Below are 21,468 nucleotides of genomic sequence, written 5' to 3'. Positions count from 1 at the left end.
TGGAGGCGTGGACACCGAGACCAAGCCCCCGACAGCGGCGGCCTACCGCAATCTGGTGATGGCCACCATCGGCTTCACGCTCACCTTCTGGGCGTGGGACCTGATCGCGCCGATCGCGAGCTGGTACGGCGACCGGCTCGGGCTCAGCTCCTTCGAACAGTCCCTGCTGGTGGCGGTGCCCGTGCTGGTCGGCTCGCTGGGCCGCATCCCGGCCGGCGCGCTGACCGACCGGTACGGAGCGAAGCTGATGTTCCCGCTCGTCTCGGCGCTGACGATCATCCCCGTGCTGCTGCTCATCGTGGTCAAGGACAGTTACGGCCTGATGCTGGTCGTCGCCTTCTTCCTCGGTCTCGGCGGCACGACGTTCGCCATCGGCGTCCCGCTGGTCAACTCCTGGTTCCCGCCCGCCAAGCGCGGTCTGGCGCTCGGGGTGTTCGGCATGGGCATGGGCGGCGTCGCGCTCTCCGGCTACTTCACGCCCCGGATCGCGGAGCACGGCGAGAACCTGCCGTTCATCGTGGTGGCGGTCGCGCTGGCCGCGTACGCGGTGCTCGCCACGTTCCTCATCACGGACCGCCCCGACCGGCCCGTGCCGACCGAGTCCCTGGCGACGCGGCTCGGTGCGGCGGGCCGGCTGCGGGTGACCTGGGAGCTGTCGGCGCTGTACGCGATCGGCTTCGGCGGCATCGTCGCGTTCGGTGTCTACCTGCCGACGTACCTGAAGACCTGGTACGAGCTCGACCCGACGGACGCGGGCACCAAGGCGGCCGGGTTCGCGCTGGTCACCGTGGTCTTCCGGCCGATCGGCGGCTGGCTCTCGGACCGGGTCCACCCGGCGCTCGTGACGGCCGTCGCGCTCGGCGTGGTCGCCCTCCTGGCGATCGTGCAGGCCTTCGACCCGCCCCTGTACCCGGGCGGCACGACCGCGCTGCTCATCATGGCGGCCGGGCTCGGCACAGCGAGCGGTTCCGTCTTCGCCCTGGTCTCCCAGGTCACCCCGCAGGCGAAGGTCGGCAGCGTGACCGGCATCGTCGGCGCGATGGGCGGGCTCGGCGGCTTCCTCCCGCCGCTGGTGATGGGCGCGATCTACAGCGCCAAGGGCTCGTACTCGATCGGCTTCATGCTCCTCTCCGACCTGGCGCTCGCGGGCTGTGTGTACGCGTACGGGCGGATGCGCGGGATCCGCCCGGACGGCGAGGAGCCGGCGCCGGAGGCGACGAAGGTCACGGCGGGCCGTCCCTGACGGACCGGCAGAATGCCTCCCGGCGACCCTCGCCCTCGACGACCCGAGGAGTACGACCGGTGAGTGCCTTCTTCCCGGCCCTGGCGGCCGGATCCGATGCGGGGCGGCCCGCGCTGCGCTGCGGCGCGGACACCCTGACGTACGGCGCGCTGGCCCGGGCCGCCGGGGCCGTGGCGGCCCGGATCGGCGGCGCGCGGCGGGTCGCCGTCTGGGCCACGCCGAGCGCGCACACGGCCGTCGCGGTGGTGGGGGCCCTGCTCGCGGGCGTGCCCGTGGTACCGGTCAATCCGCGGACGGGCGAGCGGGAGCTGGCGCACATCCTGGGTGACAGCGGGCCCGACGCGGTGCTCGCCGGGCCCGGGGACGCGCTGCCCGCCGGGCCGGCCGGGCTCCCCCGGATCGACGTCGACCTCGCGGCGAGCGGCCCGGCGGTCGTGGAGCCGGGACCGGAGGCCGCGGAGTCCCCCGCCCTGATCGTCTACACCTCCGGCACCACCGGGCCCCCGAAGGGCGTCGTGCTCTCCCGCCGGGCGGTCGCCGCCTCGCTGGACGCGCTGGCCGGGGCCTGGTCCTGGACGGCGGACGACGTCCTCGTGCACGCGCTGCCGCTGTTCCACGTCCACGGGCTGGTCCTGGGGATCCTGGGCCCGCTGCGGCGGGGCGGCGAGGTCCGGCACCTGGGCACGTTCTCGGTGGAGGGCGTGGCGCGGGAGCTAGGTGCCGGGGGCGGCACGATGCTGTTCGGCGTACCGACGATGTACCACCGGCTCGCGGACGCGCTCGGCCGGGACACGGCCCTGGTCCGGGCGATGGCCGGGGCACGGCTCCTGGTGTCCGGTTCGGCGGCGCTGCCGGTCCACGACCACGAGCGGATCGCGGCGGCGACGGGCCGGACGGTCGTCGAGCGGTACGGGATGACGGAGACGCTGATGAACACGAGCGTCCTGCCGGGTGCGGGGCCGCGCCCGGGGACGGTCGGGCTGCCGCTGCCGGGGGTGGGGCTGCGCCTGGTCGAGGAGGACGGCTCGGTGCTCGGGGCGTACGACGGGGAGACGGTCGGCGAGGTGCAGGTGCGCGGCCCGAACCTGTTCTCCGGCTATCTGGGCCGGCCGGAGGCGACTGCGGCGGCCTTCGACGGCGACTGGTTCCGCACCGGCGACATGGCGGTGCGGGAGGCGGACGGCGCGGTGCGTCTGGTGGGCCGCAGGGCGACCGACCTGATCAAGAGCGGTGGCTACAAGATCGGGGCGGGCGAGATCGAGAACGCGCTCCTCGACCACCCCGGGGTGCGGGAGGCGGCCGTCACCGGCGAGCCGGACCCGGATCTGGGCGAGCGGATCGTGGCCTGGGTGGTGCCGGTGGACGCCGCGAAGCCCCCGACGGAGGCGGAGCTCGGCGATCACGTGGCGGGGCTGCTGGCGCCGCACAAGCGGCCCCGTGTGGTGCGCCATCTCGACGCGCTCCCCCGCAACGACATGGGGAAGGTCCTGAAGAAGGCGCTGCCCGGGGCGGGGTGAGCCGTACGGAGCCGGGCCCCCTCCGATCCGACGGAGGGGGCCCGGTCCCGTGCGGTGCCGGCCGCTACCTCACACCCACCGCGCGGATCAGTTCCTGGGTGACCGAGCCGCCCCGGTCGTCGCTCGCCCCGGCCCGCAGCGAGACGGAGGCCGCGCCGCGCGGGACGCGCAGTTCGCCGTTCCAGGCGGCGCCGTGCCGGTCCTTCCTGAGAGTGACCTTGCTCCAGGTCCTGCCCTCGTCGTAGGAGACCTCCAGGGTGCCGCCGGTGATGGTGCCGGTGCCGGTCGCGCCCTTCACGTACTCGGCGAAGATCCCGACGGGCAGCTTGTGTCCGGCGCGGACGTCACCGTCGAGGTCGGTGTCCAGGTCGAAGCCGAGGTTGAGCATCGGCAGGTAGGTGGTCCGGTCGGACGGGGTCTCGGCGGAGCGGAAGGTCCACTCGCTGTGGCCCCGGCCGGCCAGCCGCCAGCGCGCCGGGTCGAGCGCGGTGTCGGTGACGACCTTGTAGGTGGCCTCCTCGGCCGGGGCGTCCCAGGCGTAGGCGCCGGAGCTCATCTTGCGGTCGACGCGGGTCCCGTTGACGTACACCTCGGTGTACTGGGTCATCGTGTCGTCGCTCCACACGTTGCCGAAGCCGGTGTGGTCGGTGCCGGAGTCGCCCCAGCCGGGGGTGTTGAAGCGCAGGTCGTTGCCGCTGCGCTCCTGGCCCCAGCCGAGGCCGGTGCCCAGCCACGGGTGCCAGACGGGGCCGAACCAGTCGAGGTCGACGCGGCTGCCGCCCCGGTAGACGGACTGGCCGCCGCGCTCCTCCAGGGATTCGCCGAGGTCGACGGACTCGTGCCAGCGCTGGCCGGTGCCGGTGGAGACGTACTCGGTGCGCTCGGTCGGGAAGGCGATCCACTCCTTGAAGCCGAAGCCGATCCGGAAGGTGTCGGTGATCGAGAAGCGGAACTCGCCGCCCAGTTCCGGGCGCTTGGTGGGCGCGTGGAAGGTGGACGAGACGGTGGCCAGTTCGTCCCGGGCGGGGCGGAAGACCAGGTCCTTGCCGATGGCGCCGGGGTGCCCCTCGGAGAGGTCGTAGGTGAACGGGGTGAAGCGGGTGCCGGTCAGCTCCACGCGCTTGCCGCGGGCCGCGCCGGCGGCGAGCCGCCGGGCGTCGGCGGTGTTGACGGTGGCGACGGCGAGCGGCCGGTCCTCGTAGTCGGCGGTGCCGAACCACTTCATCAGCCGGCCGGGCCGGTCGTCGGTGACGAACAGGGCCTTGGCGCCCGCGTCCTGGGCGGTCTGGGCGAGCAGCGCCGGGTCGGCGCCCTCGGTCAGCCGGACCAGGACGGCCTTGCCCTTGGCGTCGCGGCCCGTGTACTCGGCGGGGGTTCCGGTGCCCGCGTCGAGGAGGCCGAGCCGGTGGTCGCCCTCCAGGAGGGTGCCGCCGGCCTGCGGGGTGGCGTCGGTGAGACGGGTGCCGTCGACGCCCGCTTCGAGCATCGGCTTGCCGAGGCGCCAGACGGTCCGGTACTCGAAGGTGCCGGTGGCGGGCTCGCGGGTGGGCGCCGCGAAGATCGAGTCGTACAGGGGCGGGACCTGGACGGCCCCGCCGTAGGAGGCGCCGTTCGCCTTGCGGTCGAACTCCATCAGGAGCTGGCGGGTCTCGGTCCGCTTCTCGACCTCGGCGCGGATCTCACGCAGCCGCCGCCCGTCGAGGGTGATCTCACGGTCGCGGTCGAGGGTGATCTCCGGCTCGGTGAGGAAGCCGAGGCCGAGGGAGTCCCCGCCCTTGGAGCCGCGCACGTCGAGGAAGCTGTCGACGGTGTACGTGCCGGGCTTGAGGCGCAGTTCGAGGGTGCCGGACTCGCCGACCGTGGCCGGGAAGGGGTCCGCTCCCCGGGTGAGCTGCTGGACGCCCAGGTAGGCGGGGGCGGGGGCGCCGTCGCGGTCCTTGACGTGGACGGTGAGGGTGTAGCGCTCCTCCTCCTTCACCAGGCCGAGCGCGGTGTGCGCGACGGGCGCGCCGCCGGCGGTGGCGGTGATCCGGCCGGAGGACTGGCCGACGGGGGCCTTGGTGCCGTCGCCGGTCACCGTGGTGCTCGCGGAGCCGTGGGCGGGGACGGTGAGGGCGGTGTCGGCGAGGGCGGCGACCCCGGCCGGCATGCCCTCGACGGCGAGGTCCAACGCGACCGGCGCGTCGGAGGAGTTGGTGTAGGTGACGGTCCTGGTGACCGGCCTGCCCGTCTCGTACGGCCAGGCGACGTAGCCGAGGTCGGCGGAGCCGGTCGCGGTGATGTTCGCGGCGATCGCGGCGGCGACGTCGACCCGTCCGGAGCCGAGCGCGTACGACGAGGCGTCGAGCGTCCTGGACGAGGACATCAGCGCGTCCTTGAGCCGCGCGCCGGTCCAGTCGGGGTGCTTCTCGGCGAGCAGGGCGGCGACACCGGCGATGTGCGGGGTCGCCATCGACGTACCGCTCATGGAGGTGTAGAGGCCGCTGCCGGGGGCGAGCTGGGAGCGGGCGGCGAGGATGTCCACGCCGGGCGCCGACAGGTCGGGCTTGAGGGCCTGGTCGCCGTGGCGGGGGCCCTGGCTGGTGAAGTACGCGGCGCGGTCGTCGGAGTCGACGGCGCCGACGGTGAGCGCGGAGTCGGCGGCGCCGGGCGAGCCGATGGAGCCGGGGGCGCCGGCGTTGCCGGCGGCGATGACGAAGAGGGCGCCGGTCTCGGCGGTGAGGGCGTTGACGGCCTGGGCCATCGGGTCGGTGCCGTCGCCGGGTTCGCCGGAGCCGAGGCTCATCGAGACGATCTTCGCGTCGATGTCCTTGGCGGCCCACTCCATGCCCGCGATGATCTCCGACTCCGAACCGGAGCCCGCGTCGCTGAGGACCTTGCCGACGGCGAGGGTGGCGCCGGGGGCGACACCCTTCTCCCTGCCCTCGGAGCCTGCGCCGCTGCCGCCGACGGTGGAGGCGACGTGGGTGCCGTGGCCGTTGCGGTCGGCGACCTCCTCGCCCGCGATGAAGGACCTGGACTCGGTGACGCGGCCCGCGAGGTCGGGGTGGGCGAGGTCGGCGCCGGTGTCGAGGACGGCGACCTTCACGCCCTTGCCGGTGAGCCCGGCCTCCCAGGCCTTCGGGGTGCCGATCTGGGCGTTGGAGTCGGCCATGCCGGCCTTGACGCGGCCGTCGAGCCAGACCTTGGCGGGGGCGGCCGCGCGGGAGTTCGGGGCGGTGCGCGCGGTGAAGTCCCGCCAGAAGGCGGCCGGGTCGGTGGCCGTGACGGCCGCGCCGCCGATGCTGGGCAGCGGGCGGACGGTCTCGGCGCCGCGCGGGGTCGCCGCCGCGGCGGCCCGCGCGCCCTTGCCGCCGTACGTGACGATCAGCGGCAGCTCGCCGGTGACGCCCTGCTCCACGAGGCCCGTGACGTCGAAGAGGCGCGGGTCGAGCGCGCCGGAGGCCAGGTGGGGGCGGGCCTCGTCGGGGATCACGGTGACCCGGCCGTCGGCGATCCGGCTCCGTATCGCGCCGGTGGCGCCCTCGGCCCGGTCGACGGTGACGGTCCGCTGTCCGCCCCCGAGGTCGGTGAGGGTGACGCGGTCGCCGGTGACGAGGGTGACGGTGCTGCTCGCCGCCGCGCCCTTGAAGGTGTCGGGTACGGCGGGGGCGGTGGTCCCGGCGGCGGCGGTCTGCCCGGCCGAGAGCATCACGAGGGAGACGCCCGCGGCGAGCAGCGCGATCCTCCCTCTGCCGAAGGGTGTGGTCCTCGACGTCATCGTTCGGACTCCTCGCGGACCCGGGGTCGGGGGGTGTTTCCGGGTGCCGCGAGGAGTCTTGGCCCTGGGGACGGTCGTTGACTCCCGTTGCTCCTGGCGGTTATGCGCCGTGGCGGTCAACCGCCAGAACAGGACGTGCCGTTCGGGGAGAATTGCTCACGGAGTCGGGTCGAGCGCGTCGTACCGGCGGAAACCGCGCCCGTACACGGCGAGGGCGCCGACCGCGAGGACGCAGGCGATTCCGCCGCCCGTGACGGCGACGGCGGGCGTGGTCAGGTCGGCCACCGATCCGGCGAGGAAGTCCCCGAGCCGGGGGCCGCCCGCGACCACCACGATGAAGACCCCCTGGAGCCGGCCGCGCATCTCGTCCGGGGCCGCGACCTGCATCATCGTGTTACGGAAGATCATCGAGACGGTGTCGGAGTACCCGGCGAGGGCGAGCAGGAGCAGCCCGAGCCAGAGGTTCCGGGTGAGCCCGAAGACGGCGATGGCGGTGCCCCAGCAGGCGACGGCGATCAGGATCGCCTGCCCGTGGTGGCGGATACGGCCCTGCCAGCCGGAGAGCACGCCCCCGAGCAGCGCCCCGAACGCGGGGGCGGCGACGAGGAGTCCGGTGGTCTTGGCGTCCCCTCCGTACCAGAGGACGGCGACGGCGGGGAACAGGGCACGGGGGTGGGCGAGGATCATCGCGCAGAAGTCCGAGAGGAACGTCATGCGCAGGTTGGGACGGGTGGTGAGGAAACGCAGCCCGTCGAGGACCGAGGCGCGTTTCCTCCCGGTCCGTTCCGGGAGCATGGACGGCAGCCGCCACATCGCGTAGAGGCTCGCGGAGAAGGCGACGGCGTCGACGAGGTACGCGGTCTGGTAGCCGGCGAGTCCGACGATCAGGCCGCCGAGGCTGGGCCCGACGAGGGTGCCGAAGGTCATGACCATCGAGTTCAGCGCGTTGGCGGCGCGCAGCTGCTCGGGCTGCAGGAGCCGGGGGATCATCGCGGTGCGGGCGGGCGAGTTGAGCGCGGTGCACGCCGACTGCAGGGCGACGATCCCGTACAGGAACCAGACCCGGTGGAAGCCGGCGAACGCGGCGGCGGCGAGCGCGATCGACAGGACGGCGGAGCCGCAGGCGCTGTAGAGCCCGAGCTTGCGGCGGTCGACGGTGTCGGCGATCGCGCCGCCGTACAGCCCGAAGACGACGAGCGGAACGAGGGAGAACAGGCCGACGAGCCCGACGGAGAAGGGCGATCCGGTGATGTCGTACACCTGGAGGGAGATCGCCAGGGCCGTCATGCCCTGCCCGACCCAGGAGACGGTGCCGCCGAACCAGAGGCGGCGGTAGTGCGCGGAGGTCCGCAGCGGGGTGAGGTCGGCGAAGAGCCTGCGGCGTTCGGGGGCCGGGGGTGCGGTCTCCGGCCGGGACGCGGGCTGGGGCTGGGGCTGGGGCTGGGGCTGGGGCTGGGGCTCGGTGGCGGTCACGCGATGTCGTACCGGAGCTCGGGGCGGGCCCAGTGGATGTGCCCGGTGGGCGGCACGGTCCCGGTGCGGACGGCGCCGGTCCGCAGGTAGAACTCCTCGGCGGGCGGATGCGCGACGACCCGCACGGCCTTGAGCCCGGCGGCCCGGGCCTGCCCGGTCATGTGCTCCATGAGCAGCCGTCCGACGCCCTGCCCCTGCGCGCTGTCGGCGACGAACGCGAGGTCGAGTTCGGCGTCGTCGACGAGGAGCGCGTAGAAGCCGAGCACGCGGTCGCTCGCGTCGACGGCGACGAAGACGGGATGGTGCTCGATGTACGCTCCACCGACCTGGTACCCCTCGACCATGGCGGCGTAGTCCCCCCGGTAGGCACGGGAGGTCCGGACGAGCCGGGTGAGCCGCTTGGCATCCTCGGCGGTGGCACGCCGGACGGTGAACTCGGACATGGGGCGAGTATAGGGGCGATCGGGGATATCGATCCTTACGTTTTCGTGAACGGGTGCGGGAGCGGGAGCGGCCCCGGCCCCGGCTGCGGCTGCGGCTGCGGCTGTGACTGCGGCTGCGGCTGCGGCTGTCGTTCCCGCGCCCGCACCGGCCCACCCCGCCCGTTCGGCCTCCGCCACCGCCGCCTCGCGGGTCGGCGAGGTGCCGTGGGGATGGGCCGCCGCGGAGGAGGGGCGCCCACCGCCGCCCCGGACGCCCTCCCCTTCAGCCGTCCGCCCCGCCCACCGCGAGGCGGGCGGGGCGCGTCGGGAGGTCGGCGACCCGGCGCGCGTGTCCGCCCTCCCCGGCCCGTCGTTCGGCCTCCGTCAGGGCCGTGAGCCACGCCTCCGCCAGTCGTTCGGCACCGGCGAGGGCGCTGTCGGTGAGGAAGGTGACGTGGAGGCGGCGGCGCTCACCGTGCTGTCGATCGAGGGGGAGGACCGAGAGGGAGGGAGGGCGGGTCGCGTCAGCGGCAGACGTCCAGGTCGTCCGGGTCGACGGCGTCGAGCCGGACGGCCAGGGCGTCGAGCCGTTCGCGCAGGTCACGGATGTCTTCGAGGGCGAGCCCGGTCGCGGCCGCGATCCGTCGCGGCACCGCGCGGGCCCGCTCCTTCAGCGCGGCCCCGTCGGCGGTGGGCCGCACGGTGACGGACCGCTCGTCCTCGGGGCTGCGGCGCCGCTCGACGTGTCCGGCCGCTTCCAGCCGCTTGAGCAGCGGGGAGAGGGTGCCGGAGTCGAGCCGCAGCCGCTCCCCGATCCCCTTCACGGGCAGTTCGCCGTGTTCCCAGAGGACGAGCATCACGAGGTACTGGGGATAGGTAAGCCCGAGCTCCTTGAGGGCCTCGCGGTAGACGCCGTTGAAGGCGCGGGTCGCCGCGTGCAGCGAGAAGCAGATCTGGTGGTCGAGCCGGAGGAAGTCCTCGTCCGGAACCGTGTCGAGCGTCTCCATGGCTCCAGGATACGCGAGGGCTCCTCACGCACGATTAAGTTGTGCACAACTGAATAGTGCGCTATTAATTGGAGGCGCCACCGCACCAAGGCCCAGAGCCCACAGCCCAAGCCCCACCGCGGCGCCCCCGCCCCTCCCGAGGACAGGAACGGAAACCATGGACGCGATCTACACCGCCGTCGCCACCGCCAACGGCCGCGAGGGCCGCGCCGTCAGCTCCGACGGCCACATCGACCTCCCCCTCGCCCACCCCCAGGCCCTCGGCGGCAACGGTCAGGGCACCAACCCCGAGCAGCTCTTCGCCGCCGGGTACGCGGCCTGCTTCGCCAGCGCCATGAACCTGGTCGCCCGCCAGGAGAAGATCGACATCTCCGACGCCTCGATCACCGCCGAGGTCTCCATCGGCAAGGACCCCGCGGACGGCGGCTTCGGCCTCGCGGTGATCATGCGCGCCGAGTTCCCGGACCACCTCCAGGGCGAGGCCGGCCGGACCCTCCTGGAGAAGACCCACGCCTTCTGCCCGTACTCCAAGGCGACCCGCGGCAACATCAAGGTCGACCTCGTCGTCGAGTAGTCACGGGACTCCTCCTGTGGGAAAGCCCCGGTGCGCCCGTGCGCACCGGGGCTTTCCCACAGCGGCACGAGGGGTTCGTCCGCCGTACGGCGGGCAGCCATGGGACGGCTGCCGGGCGGTGACCCGCGGGCGCTGTCCTTGGGGCGCTCGCCGGAAGGCCCGGCCGCTGCACGCGCACCCCCACCGTGCCCGTACCCACCCGGAGGAGAACTCCCCCCATGGTCGACATCGATCGCCGCCGGTTCCTTCAACTGACCGGCGGCGCCGCCGCGTTCACGCTGCTCTCGGAGAGCATCGCGCGCGCCGCCGCCATCCCGGCGCAAGGCGCCACCGGCACCATCCAGGACATCGAGCACATCGTCGTCCTGATGCAGGAGAATCGTTCGTTCGATCACTACTTCGGATCGTTGAAGGGCGTACGGGGCTTCGGCGACCCGCGCCCGGTGACCCTGCCCAGCGGGAAGCCGGTCTGGAACCAGTCGGACGGCTCCAAGGAGACCCTGCCCTTCCGGCCGACCAGCGCCAAGCTGGGCATGGAGTTCCTCCAGGGCCTCAACCACGACTGGGCGGGCGGCCAGAAGGCCTTCAACAAGGGCAGGTACGACCAGTGGGTGCCGGCCAAGACCAAGGCCACGATGGCGTACCTCACCCGTGAGGACATCCCGTTCCACTACGCGCTCGCCGACGCCTTCACGATCTGCGACGCGTACCACTGCTCGTTCATCGGCTCGACCGACCCGAACCGCTACTACCTGTGGAGCGGTCACACCGGCAACGACGGCACCGGCGGCGGACCGGTCCTCAACAACGCCGAGGCGGGGTACGGCTGGAAGACCTACCCCGAGCGTCTGGAGGCGGCCGGGGTCTCCTGGAAGGTCTACCAGGACATCGGCGACGGACTGAACGCGGCCGGTTCCTGGGGCTGGATCAACGACGCCTACCGCGGCAACTACGGCGACAACTCCCTGCTGTACTTCAACACCTACCGCAACGCCCAGCCGGGCAACCCGTTGTACGACAAGGCCCGCACGGGGACGAACGCCAAGGCGGGCGACGCCTACCTCGCCGACCTGCGCGCCGACGTCCAGGCCGGTCGGCTGCCCGCGATCTCCTGGATAGCCGCCCCCGAGGCCTTCACCGAGCACTCCAACTGGCCCTCCAACTACGGCGCCTGGTACATCGCGCAGGTCCTCGACGCGCTGACCGCGAACCCGGACGTGTGGGCCCGTACCGCCCTGTTCATCACGTACGACGAGAACGACGGCTTCTTCGACCACGTCGTCCCGCCGTACGTCCCCGCGTCCGCCGCGCAGGGCCTGTCCACCGTCGCGACCGCGCTCGACCACTTCCCGGGGAAGACCGGATACGTCGCAGGCCCCTACGGCCTCGGCCCCCGCGTCCCGATGCTCGTCGTCTCGCCCTGGTCCAAGGGCGGCTACACCTGCTCCGAGACCTTCGACCACACCTCGGTCATCCGCTTCATGGAGCAGCGCTTCGGGGTGACCGAGCCCCAGATCTCGCCCTGGCGGCGGGCCGTCTGCGGCGACCTGACCTCGGCCTTCGACTTCACGCGTACGGACACCTCGGCGGCGACGCTGCCGCCGACCGCCGGCTACTACCCGCCGGACCGCAACCGTCACCCCGACTTCCTCGCCACCGCCCCGGCGGCCGGCACGATGCCCCGCCAGGAGCCGGGCGGCAAGCGCACCCGCCCGCTGAAGTACGCGCCCCACGTGGACGGCGCCGCCGACACCGCGGCGGGCACGTTCCGCCTCACCTTCGCCGGCGGCCCCTCGGCGGGCGCCCAGTTCTACGTGACCTCGGCGAACCGCACCGACGCCCCGTGGACGTACACGACGGGCGCCGGCGCCTCGGTCTCCGACACCTGGAACACGACGTACTCGAAGGGCCTCACCGACCTCACGGTGCACGGCCCCAACGGCTTCGTCCGCCGCTTCCGCTCCCCCGGCAAGACGGCGACGCCCGAGGTCAGGGCCCGCCACAACGGCACCACGGGCAACCTGGACCTGACCTTCACCAACGCCACCGCGGCGGCCGTCACCCTGACGGTCACCAACGCCTACGCGGGCACCCCGCAGTCGGTGCAGGTCCCGAAGGGGGGAACGGTCACCCACACCGTCGCCCTGACGTCCTCGGCCCGCTGGTACGACGTGACGGTCACGACCCCGTCCGCCCCGGACTTCCTGCGCCGCCTCGCCGGCCACGTGGAGACGGGCGCCCCGGGCGTCTCGGACCCGGCGATCCTGACGTACTGAGGGCCGGGGACCGTCGTCAGGGGCGGGAGGGCGTCGACCCCGGGCCGGCGGCCCGGGGTCGAGGGACCTCGGTGCCGCCGGGAGGACGGGCCACCGGGCAAGCGGAGCGACGGTCAGGAACGGGCCTCGGCCGGGTGCTCGGCCGGGCGGTTCTCCACGGCGGGCGTGTCCCGCTTGCCGCCGGTGAGGCCGGCGGCCCGGGCGACGCCCGCCAGGAGCAGGGCGAGGGCGACGAGCGCGGCGCTCACCAGCAACGGCGAGCGGTAGCCGAACCGGGCGCTCAGGGCGAGGCCGCCCAGAGCGGGCCCGACCGCGGCGCCGACGTTCAGCGCGGCGGTGGCGAAGCCGCCGCCCAGGGTGGGGGCGTCGGACGCGGTGTACAGGGCCTGTGCGATCAGGGTGGAGCCCACGCAGAAGGAGAGCGCGCCCTGGAGGAAGACGAGGACCAGCGCCACGACCGGGTTCGCGGCGGTGAGGGCGAAGAGCAGCCAGCCCGCCAGCAGCGCCGCACCGCCGAACGCCAGCACCTGACCGGGCCGCGTGTCCGCCAGCCGGCCGCCGATGTTGACGCCGACGAAGGACCCGATGCCGACCAGCGCGAGCGCGGCGGGCACCCAGCCGGAACCGAGGTCCGTCACGTTGGTGATGACGGGAGTGAGGTACGTGAACGAGCAGAACGTCGCTCCGTTGACCAGCGCCCCGAGCATCAGGGTCACGATCAGCCGGGGGGTGCGCAGCGCGCCCAGTTCGTGGCGGACGCTGGGGGCAGCGGGGTCGACCGGCGCCGACGGCACGGACATCAGTACCGCGAAGACCGCGGGGGCGGAGATGATCGCGACGCCCCAGAAGGCGGAGCGCCAGCCCCAGGCCTCGCTCAGCACGGCGCCGAGGGGGACGCCCGCGATGCACGCGAGGGTGACTCCGCTCAGGAGCACCGAGGTCGCCCGGCCCTTGGCCTGGGGCCCGGCCATGCTCGCGGCGGTCGCGAGGCCGACGGCGAGGAAGCCGGCGTTGGCCAGGGCGGCGATCACCCGGGTCACGAAGAGGACTTCGAAGCTGTGGGTGAGCGCGCCCACGACGTGCGCGAGGAGGAAGGTGATCAGGAAGGCGAGCAGGGCGCGCCGACGGGGCCACCGGAGGCTCAGCATCGCGACCAGCGGTGCGCCGACGACCATGCCGACGGCGAAGGCCGAGGTGAGCGAGCCGACGGCCTGGAGGGAGACGCCGAAGTCGGCGGCCATGTCCTCCACGAGCCCGGAGAGCATGAATTCCGACGTTCCCTGGGCGAAGACGGCCAGCCCGAGAACGTAGATGGCGAATGGCATGAGGAAGCTCCAACTACATCGCAGAAAGGGGAGACGCGACGCATGGACGGCAGAGGTCATGCGGTCGCGTGGGAGCCGTCCCGGAGATGACCGGGGACGTGTTCCCGCGACGCGGTTGATCCGTGGCGGACGCGCGACACACCGCTCGGCCCGGGGGCCGTGGAGGAGCGGGGTCGCCGGAGGGCTACGCGATCAGCCACCGGATCACCGGTGGCTCGCCTCTCTCCGCCTCGGGGCTCGACATGCCTGCCACCATAGCAACGCCCGGATCGCCGTGTCTCACGCCTGGTACGGCCCCGGCGCCCCGGCTTCGAGCCGTCCCCGAACGGGACGGCACGGCCGCCGCGGATCCGACGATCCGCAGGACAAGGAGCGTTCATGACCACCCATCAGACAGGCATGATCATGGTCGGTCTGGCATCGATCCTCGCGCTCGCGCACGTGCTCGGGCGCCTCGCGCGACGGTGCGGCCAGCCGGCCGTCGTGGGCGAGATCCTCGCCGGCGTCCTGCTCGGTCCGACACTGTTCCACGGCGCCCTCTCGGACACGGTCTTCCCCGCGGACGTCCGGCCGATGCTCAGCGCCCTCGGCAACCTCGGCGTCGCGCTCTTCATGTTCCTCGTCGGGCTGGAACTCGACCGGCGGCTGCTGCGCGGGACCGGGCGCGCCGCGGCGGGGGTGTCCCTGGGGTCGGTCCTCTGCTCGTTCGGGCTCGGCGCGCTGTTGGCGCTGTGGCTGTGGAACGACCACGCGAGCGGCGACCGGCTCGCCTTCGTGCTCTTCATCGGCGCGGCCATGTCGATCACCGCCTTCCCGGTGCTGGCCCGCATCCTCACCGACCAGGGGATCCAGCGGACCAGGGTCGGGGCGCTGGCGATGGCGAGCGCGGCCGTCGGTGACGTGATCGCCTGGCTGCTGCTCGCGGCCGTCCTGACGTTCACCGGCAGCCGGAGTTCCTGGCAGGTGCTGCTGGTCGTGCCGTACGCCGTGGTCATGATCATGGTGGTGCGCCCGCTGCTCGGCCGGTTCCTGGCGGCTCGCGAGCCCCGGGGGGGGCGGACGGCGGCGAGCGGCACTCCGCGCCCCTGGGCGTGCTGGCGGTGCTGCTGCTCGTCTCGGGTGCGCTGAGCGAGTGGTTCGGACTGCACTTCGTCTTCGGCGCGTTCCTCGCCGGGGCGATCGTCCCGCGCCAGGGCACGGAGCGGCTGCGCGCGGCGGTCGTCGCCCGCTTCGAGTCGATCACCTGGATGCTGCTGCCCGCGTACTTCACGGTGGCCGGGCTGAAGGTGGACCTGAGCACCGTGGACGGGGACGCGTTCGGCCGGCTGGGCCTGATCCTGCTGGTGGCGGTCGCCGGGAAGTTCGGGGGCGCCTACCTCGGGGCGCGGGCCGCCGGTCAGTCCGGGCGGTCGGCGACGACGCTGGGCGTCCTGATGAACACCCGCGGCCTCACCGAACTCATCATCCTGGGCGTGGGACTGCAGGCGGGGCTGCTCGACGCCGACCTGTACTCGCTCATGGTGGTCATGGCCCTCGTCACCACCGCGATGACCGCGCCCCTGCTGCGCTGGGCGTACCCACGCCGGAGGGTCGACGCGGACCTGCGGGACCTGGCCGCGGAGTGGGAGGCGGCGGTCCGGCACACCGAGCCCGCCCGGCGCGGGGAGCGGAAGCCGTCGGAGGCGAAGCGCTGATGACCACGCTGCTGAGCGGTCCGATGCCTGTAGCGGAACATCGCGGGCTGTGGCCGGCCGTGCCACGGCGGGTCCGGCGATGACGCTCGCCCTTCCCGCCGTCACTGGTACGCCACCCTTCTCCTCGGCACCCGTCACACCGTCGGCATGAGGGTCCTCGGCCTCTCCGCACCGGCGCACACCGGCCATTCGGTGATCGCCGCCGGGGGCCGTCGCCGTCCTCCGCGTACGGGCTGACGCTCAGCTCCGTCGCCCCTCGCCCGGTCCGCCCGAAGGCGACCGGTTCGCCCCGCCGCCGTCATCCCCGGCGGCTCGGTCGTACAACTTTTCGACCTCCTCATGGGTCTGGCGGGTGTGACGGAACATCCGTCACACCGGCATCTTCTTTCACCGGACCCGTCCACGAGGACCACGCCATGACTCTCCCCCTCCGTCCGACCCGTCGCGCGCTCGCCGTCGCGGCCGGAACGGTGCTCGCCGTCACCGCCGGCATCGCCCTGACGCCACCGGCCGTCGCCGCCCCGACCGCCGCCTCCGCCCCGACCGCCACCGAGGCGACCGGGCAGTTCCTGCCGCTGCCGGGCATCCTCGCGGGGACGGGGACGAGCGGGTACCTGACCCGCGAGGACCTGGGACCCGAGGGCGTCCACTTCCGCTGGGTCCGCTACTCCGACGGCGCGGCGACCCTGATCCCCCACGACAACACCGTTTGGCACGTCAACGGCTCGGACAGCGTCGTCTCCGAGGACCGCGCGACCACGACGATCCGGGACATGACGACGGGCACGGTCCTCCGAACCTTCCCCCGCACCGCGCTGTACCAGGAGAACGTCCTGGGAGCCGTCGGCTCCACCCTCCTGTCCGTCTCCACGGACGGAACGACGGGCTTCCAGAAACTGCACGTGTACCGGCCCGACGCGACCACCCTCGCGATCGGCCTGCCCTCCGACGCGAAGAGGGTCGCGGTCGGGACAGCCCAGGGCGGCACCATCGCCGTCGGCTACGAGGTCGACCGCGTGCGGTACAAGGCCGTACTCGACCTCGCGACGAGCACGCTCAGCGGCGCCGAGCCCTCCCCGCTCCAGCTCGACGCCTGGGCCGGTGACCAGTCGGAGACCACCCGCGCCTGGCAGGCGGGCAACGACACGCCTCTCGTCATCCAGGACCTGAAGAGCGGCGCCCGGTCCTCCGTCGACCTCGGGACCACCTACCGCCCTGTGATCCGCGTCCTGAGTGACTGGGTGCTCTTCGCCGACGCGCGGAACTTCCACGAGCCGTCCCCGGTCCAGGCGCTCCGCGCGCGGACCGTGTCCGGCGAGGAGGTCCGCCTCCTCGACACCGTCACGAAGGCCGTCGACGAGCCCGACGGCTCGCTCCTCGTCCAGGGCGGCACCCTGGCCGACGGCCAGGGCCTCTACCGGATCCGCGTCGGCGCCGACGGCAGGCCCGCGGCGACCAGGATCGCCTCCAACGACAAGCCGGTGAAGCTCACCGTCGGACCGTCGAAGATCCCGGCGGTGCTCGACCTCGACAAGAACCGCACCGGGGTGAACCTCGACTGGCCGCTGTCCCGGCTCAACGCCGAGGTCACCGTCACCCTCCGCCACCAGCGCACCGGCAAGACGCGCACCACGGTCCTCCAGCCGTCGAGCAACGACTACGCCGCCGAGAACCTGCTCCGCTTCGCCTGGGACGGCACCCTCGACAGCGGCGAGCGCGCGTTCAACGGGGCCTACGACTGGACGCTGACCGCCACCCCGCAGGACGGGCTCGGTCCGGCGGCCACCGCCTCCGGCTCGTTCACCGTCGCCCGCAAGGCGAACGCGAGCGACCTGACGGACAACGGGTCCCCCGACCTGATCGTCCGGAACAACGGCAACCTCGACCGCCTGGACCTCACCCACTCCTCGGCGCTGCCGGGCTTCGGTGCCGTCCGCACCGAGATCGGCTACGGCTGGGACATCTACGACCGCGTCGAGACCACCCGGAACATCGCCGGCTCGGCGCTGCCCGACCTCGTCGCCCGCGACAAGAAGGGCGGCCTCTGGCTCTACCAGGGCAACAGCGCGGGCGGGTACGACGGCCGCGGCTGGATCGGCGGCGGCTGGCAGGTCTACGACCAGATCGCGGCCGGCTCCGACCTGAACCGCGACGGGCGCCCCGACCTCGTCGCCACCGACAGGACCGGCGCCCTCTGGCTCTACAAGGGCACCGGCGTCACCAAGGCCCCCTTCGCTCCCCGCACGAGGATCGGACACGGCTGGAACACCTATGACCGGATCGCCGCGACCGGGAACATCGGCGGCGACCCGTCCGGCGACCTCGTCGCCCGCGACCGGTCCGGCGTCCTCTGGCTGTACCTGGGCAGGGGAGACGGCACCTTCGCGGCTCGGACCAAGATCGGCGGCGGCTGGAACGCCTACGCCGACCTCACCTCGGTGGCGGACGCGAACGGCAACGGCGTCGACGACCTCGTCGGCATCAACAGCCTCGGCGACGCCAAGCTCTACCTCGGCACGGGCTACTGGACCGGGCCGTACACCCGTCCGCAGGAGCTCCGCGGCGGGGACTACGACGACTCACTGCTGGGCTGACCGTCCCGGCGCCGGCGCGGCCCCCGGGCCGCCCCGGCGCCGGCTCCTCCACCCGGACCCGGATGCCCCGGCCGTACGACTCGACGAGCCGGAGACGGATGCTCAGGGTTGACGCTCTACCTGGTCGGGTGGCGGCGTGGCTGCCGAGCACTTCCAGGACGTCCTGGTCGCCATCGCGCCCATGAGGGGCACCGCCGTCACCGATGCCGAGTTCCAGATCGAGGCGCAGGGCTGAGAACGGACGCCCACCCGGCATCGCTCGGCAAAGAGGCCCGGCGCAGCATGCTGCGATCATGACATCTGACCTGGCCGGCACCTCGCGCTCAGGACTCGATGCCCCACTGTGCTGAAACGCGCACATGTTGGACTTCCGTCTCCTCGCCTCATCGGAGAGACAGTTGATGTTCGACATCAACGACTTCGACGAAACCCTTCCGGGTCCCTGGGAGTGGGACGTGAAACGACTTTCGGCGAGTTTCGTGATCGCCGCCCGGGCGAATGGCTTCGACGACAAGGAGCGCGCCCGGATCGTCAGCTCGACAGTCCGTTCGTACCGCGAGGCGGTGATCCGCTTCGCGGGTATGCGCACCATCGACGTCTGGTACGCGAAGATCGGCGCGGGCCTCCTCGAGTCCCTGGCGCAGGCCGGCTCCACGCGACGAAGCACGGTCGGAGGAACCTGGCCCGCGCGATGGCGAAGGCCCGTACCCGCGACAGCCTGCGGGCTTTCGACAGGCTCACCGAGACGGTCGACCGAGCTGGTCTGCCGCCGTGCGGTGGCCGCCGTGCGGTGGCCGCCGTGGACGGCGGGCAGGTGGTTCCCCACCCCCGCGGGCCGCTGAACGGGGTGAGCCCACAGAAGGAGTGCGCCGAAGCCCTGAGCCGGTTGCCGGTGGGTGCTGCGCAGGAGTGGCGACAGGAGCGCGCCTGGTTCGACATCCGGCTGGGCCTGCTGTTGGACGGCATCGGTAGACCACCAGCAGGCCCGGTCCGCGGGCCTCTACTGGCGGGCCATGTGCATGCGCATCTCGCTTGGGGCGTCGAGGATCAGGTCGCCGGACATGTCGACCGTGACGCTGTGCAGGGTGCCGGTGAACCGGAACGGCGCCCGGTAGTCGGCGGTGATGGCCGATCCCGGGTTCGCGCCGCAGGTCATGCCGCCCGGGTTGAACGCGACCGGGGTGGTGAACGGCATCTCGACGTCGCCGACCAGGCGGTCGTCCACGTAGAGCTGGGCGCGGCCGGGGGAGCCCTTGCCGTGGGCGATGTCCGGTTCCCCGGTGGGTTCGAACTCGAAGCGCAGCGTGTGTCGGCCTTCGGGGACGGTTTCGTCCGAGGCGACGTGGTGCAGGGTGCGCTGGACGTAGTTGTGGGCGTAGTGCAGGTGGTTGTCCTTGACGTAGAAGGACCAGCCTCCGGCGTTGGTGCCCTGGCAGAGGAGCACGCCTTCGGCGCCGCCGGACGGAATCTCCACGTCGGCGGTGATGCTGTGCGGGCGGTTGAGGACCCGGGGAGCGACGGCGGCCGGCATCATCTGGGTGCCTGGACGGAAGGTGTGGCTGGTCCGGTCCTGGGTGATCTGGGGTCGCTCCGTCATCATCCGCTCGAGAACGCTGCTGTCGATCGGCAGGACGTTGTACTTGCCGGCCTCGACGTACCACAGGGCGATCATCTCGATCAGTTTGCTGCGGTGCTGCTCGGCGACGTTTCGGGTCTCGGCGACGTCCTCCTCGACGTGGTAGAGCTCCCAGTGGTGGGCGTCCAGGTCGTCCAGATCCGTCATCTTGATCGGGGCGCCGAAGGGCCGCCCGGCCTCGGCGAACGAAGGGCCGGGCCAAGGGCAGACCGCGCGCCAGCCGTCGTGGTCGATCGCGCGATGGCCGAACATCTCGTAGTACTGGGTGCGGTGGCGCGTCGGTGCCTCGGCATCGTCGAAGGTGTGCGCGAAGCTGACGCCGTGCAGAGGTGACTGTGTGACGCCCCGGATGTTCGCGGGCGGTTCGATCCCCACCACGTCGAGCACGGTGGGCACCATGTCGATGATGTGCGCGAACTGGCTCCGGACCTCGCCTCGGGCCTTGAAGCCCTGGGGCCAGTGGACCAGGAACGGGTCGCTGACCCCGCCCCTGTACGTCTCCCGCTTCCACCGCCGGAAGGGGGTGTTGCCCGCCCAGGTCCAGCCCCACGGGTAGTGGTTGAACGTCTCCGGGCCGCCGATCTCGTCGATCCGCGCCAGGCTCTCGTCCAGTGGCTCGGGCGCGTTGTTGAAGAACTGCAGCTCGTTGGTGGTGCCGGAGACCCCGCCCTCGGCACTTGCCCCGTTGTCGGAGACCACCATGATCAGCGTGTTGTCGAATTCGCCGATCTCCTTGAGGAAGTCGATCAGCCGTCCGATGTGGTGGTCGGTGTGGGAGAGGAACCCGGCGAACACCTCCATCATCCGGGCTGACAGGCGGCGCGCGTCCGGCGACAGGGACTCCCATGCGGGCACGTCCGGGTCGCGCGGGGACAGCCGGGCGTCCGGCGGCACGATGCCGAGCTGCTTCTGCCGGTCGAAGGCAACCGTGCGGTAGGCGTCCCAGCCGTCGTCGAACTCGCCCTGGTAGCGGTCCGCCCACTCCTTGGGCACATGGTGCGGGGCGTGCGTCGCGCCGGGGCAGAAGTGCAGGTGGAACGGCTTGTCCGGGGCGACCTGCTTGGCATCCGCGATGAACGACATCGCCCGGTCGGCCAGGTCCTCGGTGAGCTCGGTGATCGACGCCATGCCGTTCGCGTGGTGGTTACGGCCGGTCACGACGCACGAGCGGGACGGCGAGCACAACGCGGTGGTATGCATGTTGCTGTACAGAAGACCGCCCGAAGCCAGAGCGTCCAGGTTCGGCGTGGCGATCGGACTGCCGTAGCACCCGAGCTGGCCGTACCCGGTGTCGTCCAGCACGATGATCACCACGTTCGGCGAACCCGGCACCGCCCGTACCGGTCGCGGCCACGCCGGCGTCGACTCATCGGTCGTACGGCCGATCACCCCGGGGAACGACCGGCCCGGCCTGTATTCGTTCCAGGAAGTCTGCGACATACCCGGCCTCCGTTCCACCGGCGGGGGCGGTTCCCTCCGGCCGGCACTCGTTGTCTCTGAGGAATGAGGCAGACGGCGACACCGCGACCCGCTTGCGGGGCCGTCGGCGCCGCATGGTTCCTTTACGAAGTGCGTACGACCCGCGTCACCGCAGGCGCTGCCTTGCTGAACCGACGGGACCCGCTTCACGCTAGATCTCGGTCATGGGGGACGCCATTCGGACAGGCCATCCGGGCACAGCGCCCCTGAGTGGGGCCGGCGAGGTGCCTGCCGTGCAGGAGCCCCGGCCCATTCGGGGCCCGACCCTTCACACACCCTCCCCGGGCGGCGACGATGCGGCCCTCTTCGCAGCGGTGGTGACACGACCCGTCGAGTGGTTCCAGGGCACGAAGACCAGGGCCACGATCAGCAGCGTGGCCAGGGTGATCCACTTGCGGTGGGCCTGGGCGCGATGACCACGCACAGCACGATCGTCGTGCGAAGGCTGACGCGCAGGAAGTGCAGCAG

14 protein-coding genes and 1 pseudogene are annotated in these 21,468 nt (G+C 72.5%); 8 read left to right on the top strand and 7 right to left on the bottom strand.

The window, feature by feature from the left end; genetic code table 11:
* The first annotated feature begins 58 nt into the window (after positions 1-58).
* A complete protein-coding gene (locus ACRRSS_RS06610; protein ID WP_435975264.1) occupies positions 59-1,243 on the top strand; it encodes an MFS transporter in 1,185 nt (394 codons plus the stop codon).
* A gap of 59 nt (positions 1,244-1,302) precedes the next feature.
* Entirely contained in the window at positions 1,303-2,760 is a 1,458-nt protein-coding gene (locus tag ACRRSS_RS06605; protein WP_435970280.1) for an acyl-CoA synthetase, read from the top strand.
* Positions 2,761-2,824: 64 nt separating this feature from the next.
* Here the strand turns inward: ACRRSS_RS06605 and ACRRSS_RS06600 are convergent, their stop codons facing one another.
* The 4 genes from ACRRSS_RS06600 to ACRRSS_RS06585 all read right to left on the bottom strand — a co-directional run bounded on the left by ACRRSS_RS06600 (position 2,825) and on the right by ACRRSS_RS06585 (position 9,422).
* A complete protein-coding gene (locus ACRRSS_RS06600; protein WP_435970279.1) occupies positions 2,825-6,520 on the bottom strand; it encodes a S8 family serine peptidase in 3,696 nt (1,231 codons plus the stop codon).
* Positions 6,521-6,676: 156 nt separating this feature from the next.
* Entirely contained in the window at positions 6,677-7,873 is a 1,197-nt protein-coding gene (locus ACRRSS_RS06595; protein WP_435975263.1) for an MFS transporter, read from the bottom strand.
* Between the two features lie 116 nt (positions 7,874-7,989).
* On the bottom strand, positions 7,990-8,436 hold the full coding sequence (locus tag ACRRSS_RS06590; protein ID WP_435970278.1) for a GNAT family N-acetyltransferase: 447 nt from the start codon (positions 8,434-8,436) through the stop codon (positions 7,990-7,992).
* Positions 8,437-8,939: 503 nt separating this feature from the next.
* Positions 8,940-9,422, bottom strand: a complete 483-nt coding sequence (locus ACRRSS_RS06585) for a MarR family winged helix-turn-helix transcriptional regulator (protein WP_435970277.1) — start codon at positions 9,420-9,422, stop codon at positions 8,940-8,942.
* Positions 9,423-9,579: 157 nt separating this feature from the next.
* Between ACRRSS_RS06585 and ACRRSS_RS06580 the strand changes: the two genes are divergently transcribed.
* Together ACRRSS_RS06580 and ACRRSS_RS06575 are read left to right on the top strand one after the other, a co-directional pair.
* Entirely contained in the window at positions 9,580-9,996 is a 417-nt protein-coding gene (locus ACRRSS_RS06580) for an organic hydroperoxide resistance protein (RefSeq protein ID WP_351900185.1), read from the top strand.
* A gap of 218 nt (positions 9,997-10,214) precedes the next feature.
* Positions 10,215-12,272: a phosphocholine-specific phospholipase C gene (locus ACRRSS_RS06575; protein ID WP_435970276.1), complete on the top strand. Its 2,058-nt coding sequence runs from the start codon at positions 10,215-10,217 to the stop codon at positions 12,270-12,272.
* A 113-nt stretch (positions 12,273-12,385) separates the two neighbouring features.
* Here ACRRSS_RS06575 and ACRRSS_RS06570 read toward each other — a convergent pair whose 3' ends face one another.
* A complete protein-coding gene (locus ACRRSS_RS06570) occupies positions 12,386-13,597 on the bottom strand; it encodes a Cmx/CmrA family chloramphenicol efflux MFS transporter (RefSeq protein ID WP_435970275.1) in 1,212 nt (403 codons plus the stop codon).
* A gap of 378 nt (positions 13,598-13,975) precedes the next feature.
* Here ACRRSS_RS06570 and ACRRSS_RS06565 point away from each other — a divergent pair, with 378 nt between their 5' ends.
* The 4 genes and pseudogenes from ACRRSS_RS06565 to ACRRSS_RS06550 all read left to right on the top strand — a co-directional run.
* Positions 13,976-14,725, top strand: coding sequence for a cation:proton antiporter (locus ACRRSS_RS06565; protein ID WP_435970274.1), 750 nt, complete (start codon positions 13,976-13,978; stop codon positions 14,723-14,725).
* The gene (locus ACRRSS_RS06560) at positions 14,689-15,291 is read left to right on the top strand and encodes a cation:proton antiporter (RefSeq protein WP_435970273.1); all 603 of its coding nucleotides are present in this window, start codon (positions 14,689-14,691) and stop codon (positions 15,289-15,291) included. The genes ACRRSS_RS06565 and ACRRSS_RS06560 overlap by 37 nt, the downstream gene beginning before the upstream one ends.
* A 416-nt stretch (positions 15,292-15,707) precedes the next feature.
* Entirely contained in the window at positions 15,708-17,885 is a 2,178-nt protein-coding gene (locus ACRRSS_RS06555) for an FG-GAP repeat domain-containing protein (RefSeq protein WP_435970272.1), read from the top strand.
* 284 nt (positions 17,886-18,169) lie between these two features.
* Positions 18,170-18,639: pseudogene (locus tag ACRRSS_RS06550) on the top strand (DUF2252 family protein); the annotation flags it as partial.
* Between the two features lie 246 nt (positions 18,640-18,885).
* Here ACRRSS_RS06550 and ACRRSS_RS06545 read toward each other — a convergent pair.
* Together ACRRSS_RS06545 and ACRRSS_RS06540 are read right to left on the bottom strand one after the other, a co-directional pair.
* Positions 18,886-20,961 (bottom strand): arylsulfatase, encoded by a 2,076-nt coding sequence (locus ACRRSS_RS06545; RefSeq protein WP_435970271.1) that lies wholly within the window; start codon positions 20,959-20,961, stop codon positions 18,886-18,888.
* Positions 20,962-21,268: 307 nt separating this feature from the next.
* Positions 21,269-21,424, bottom strand: a complete 156-nt coding sequence (locus ACRRSS_RS06540; protein ID WP_435970270.1) for a hypothetical protein — start codon at positions 21,422-21,424, stop codon at positions 21,269-21,271.
* Between the last annotated feature and the right edge of the window lie 44 nt (positions 21,425-21,468).

The organism is Streptomyces sp. Qhu_M48, assembly GCF_051305195.1.
Taxonomy (GTDB): domain Bacteria; phylum Actinomycetota; class Actinomycetes; order Streptomycetales; family Streptomycetaceae; genus Streptomyces.
The sequence above is the reverse complement of the archived record's forward strand: the minus strand, read 5'-3'. Positions and strand labels throughout refer to the sequence as shown.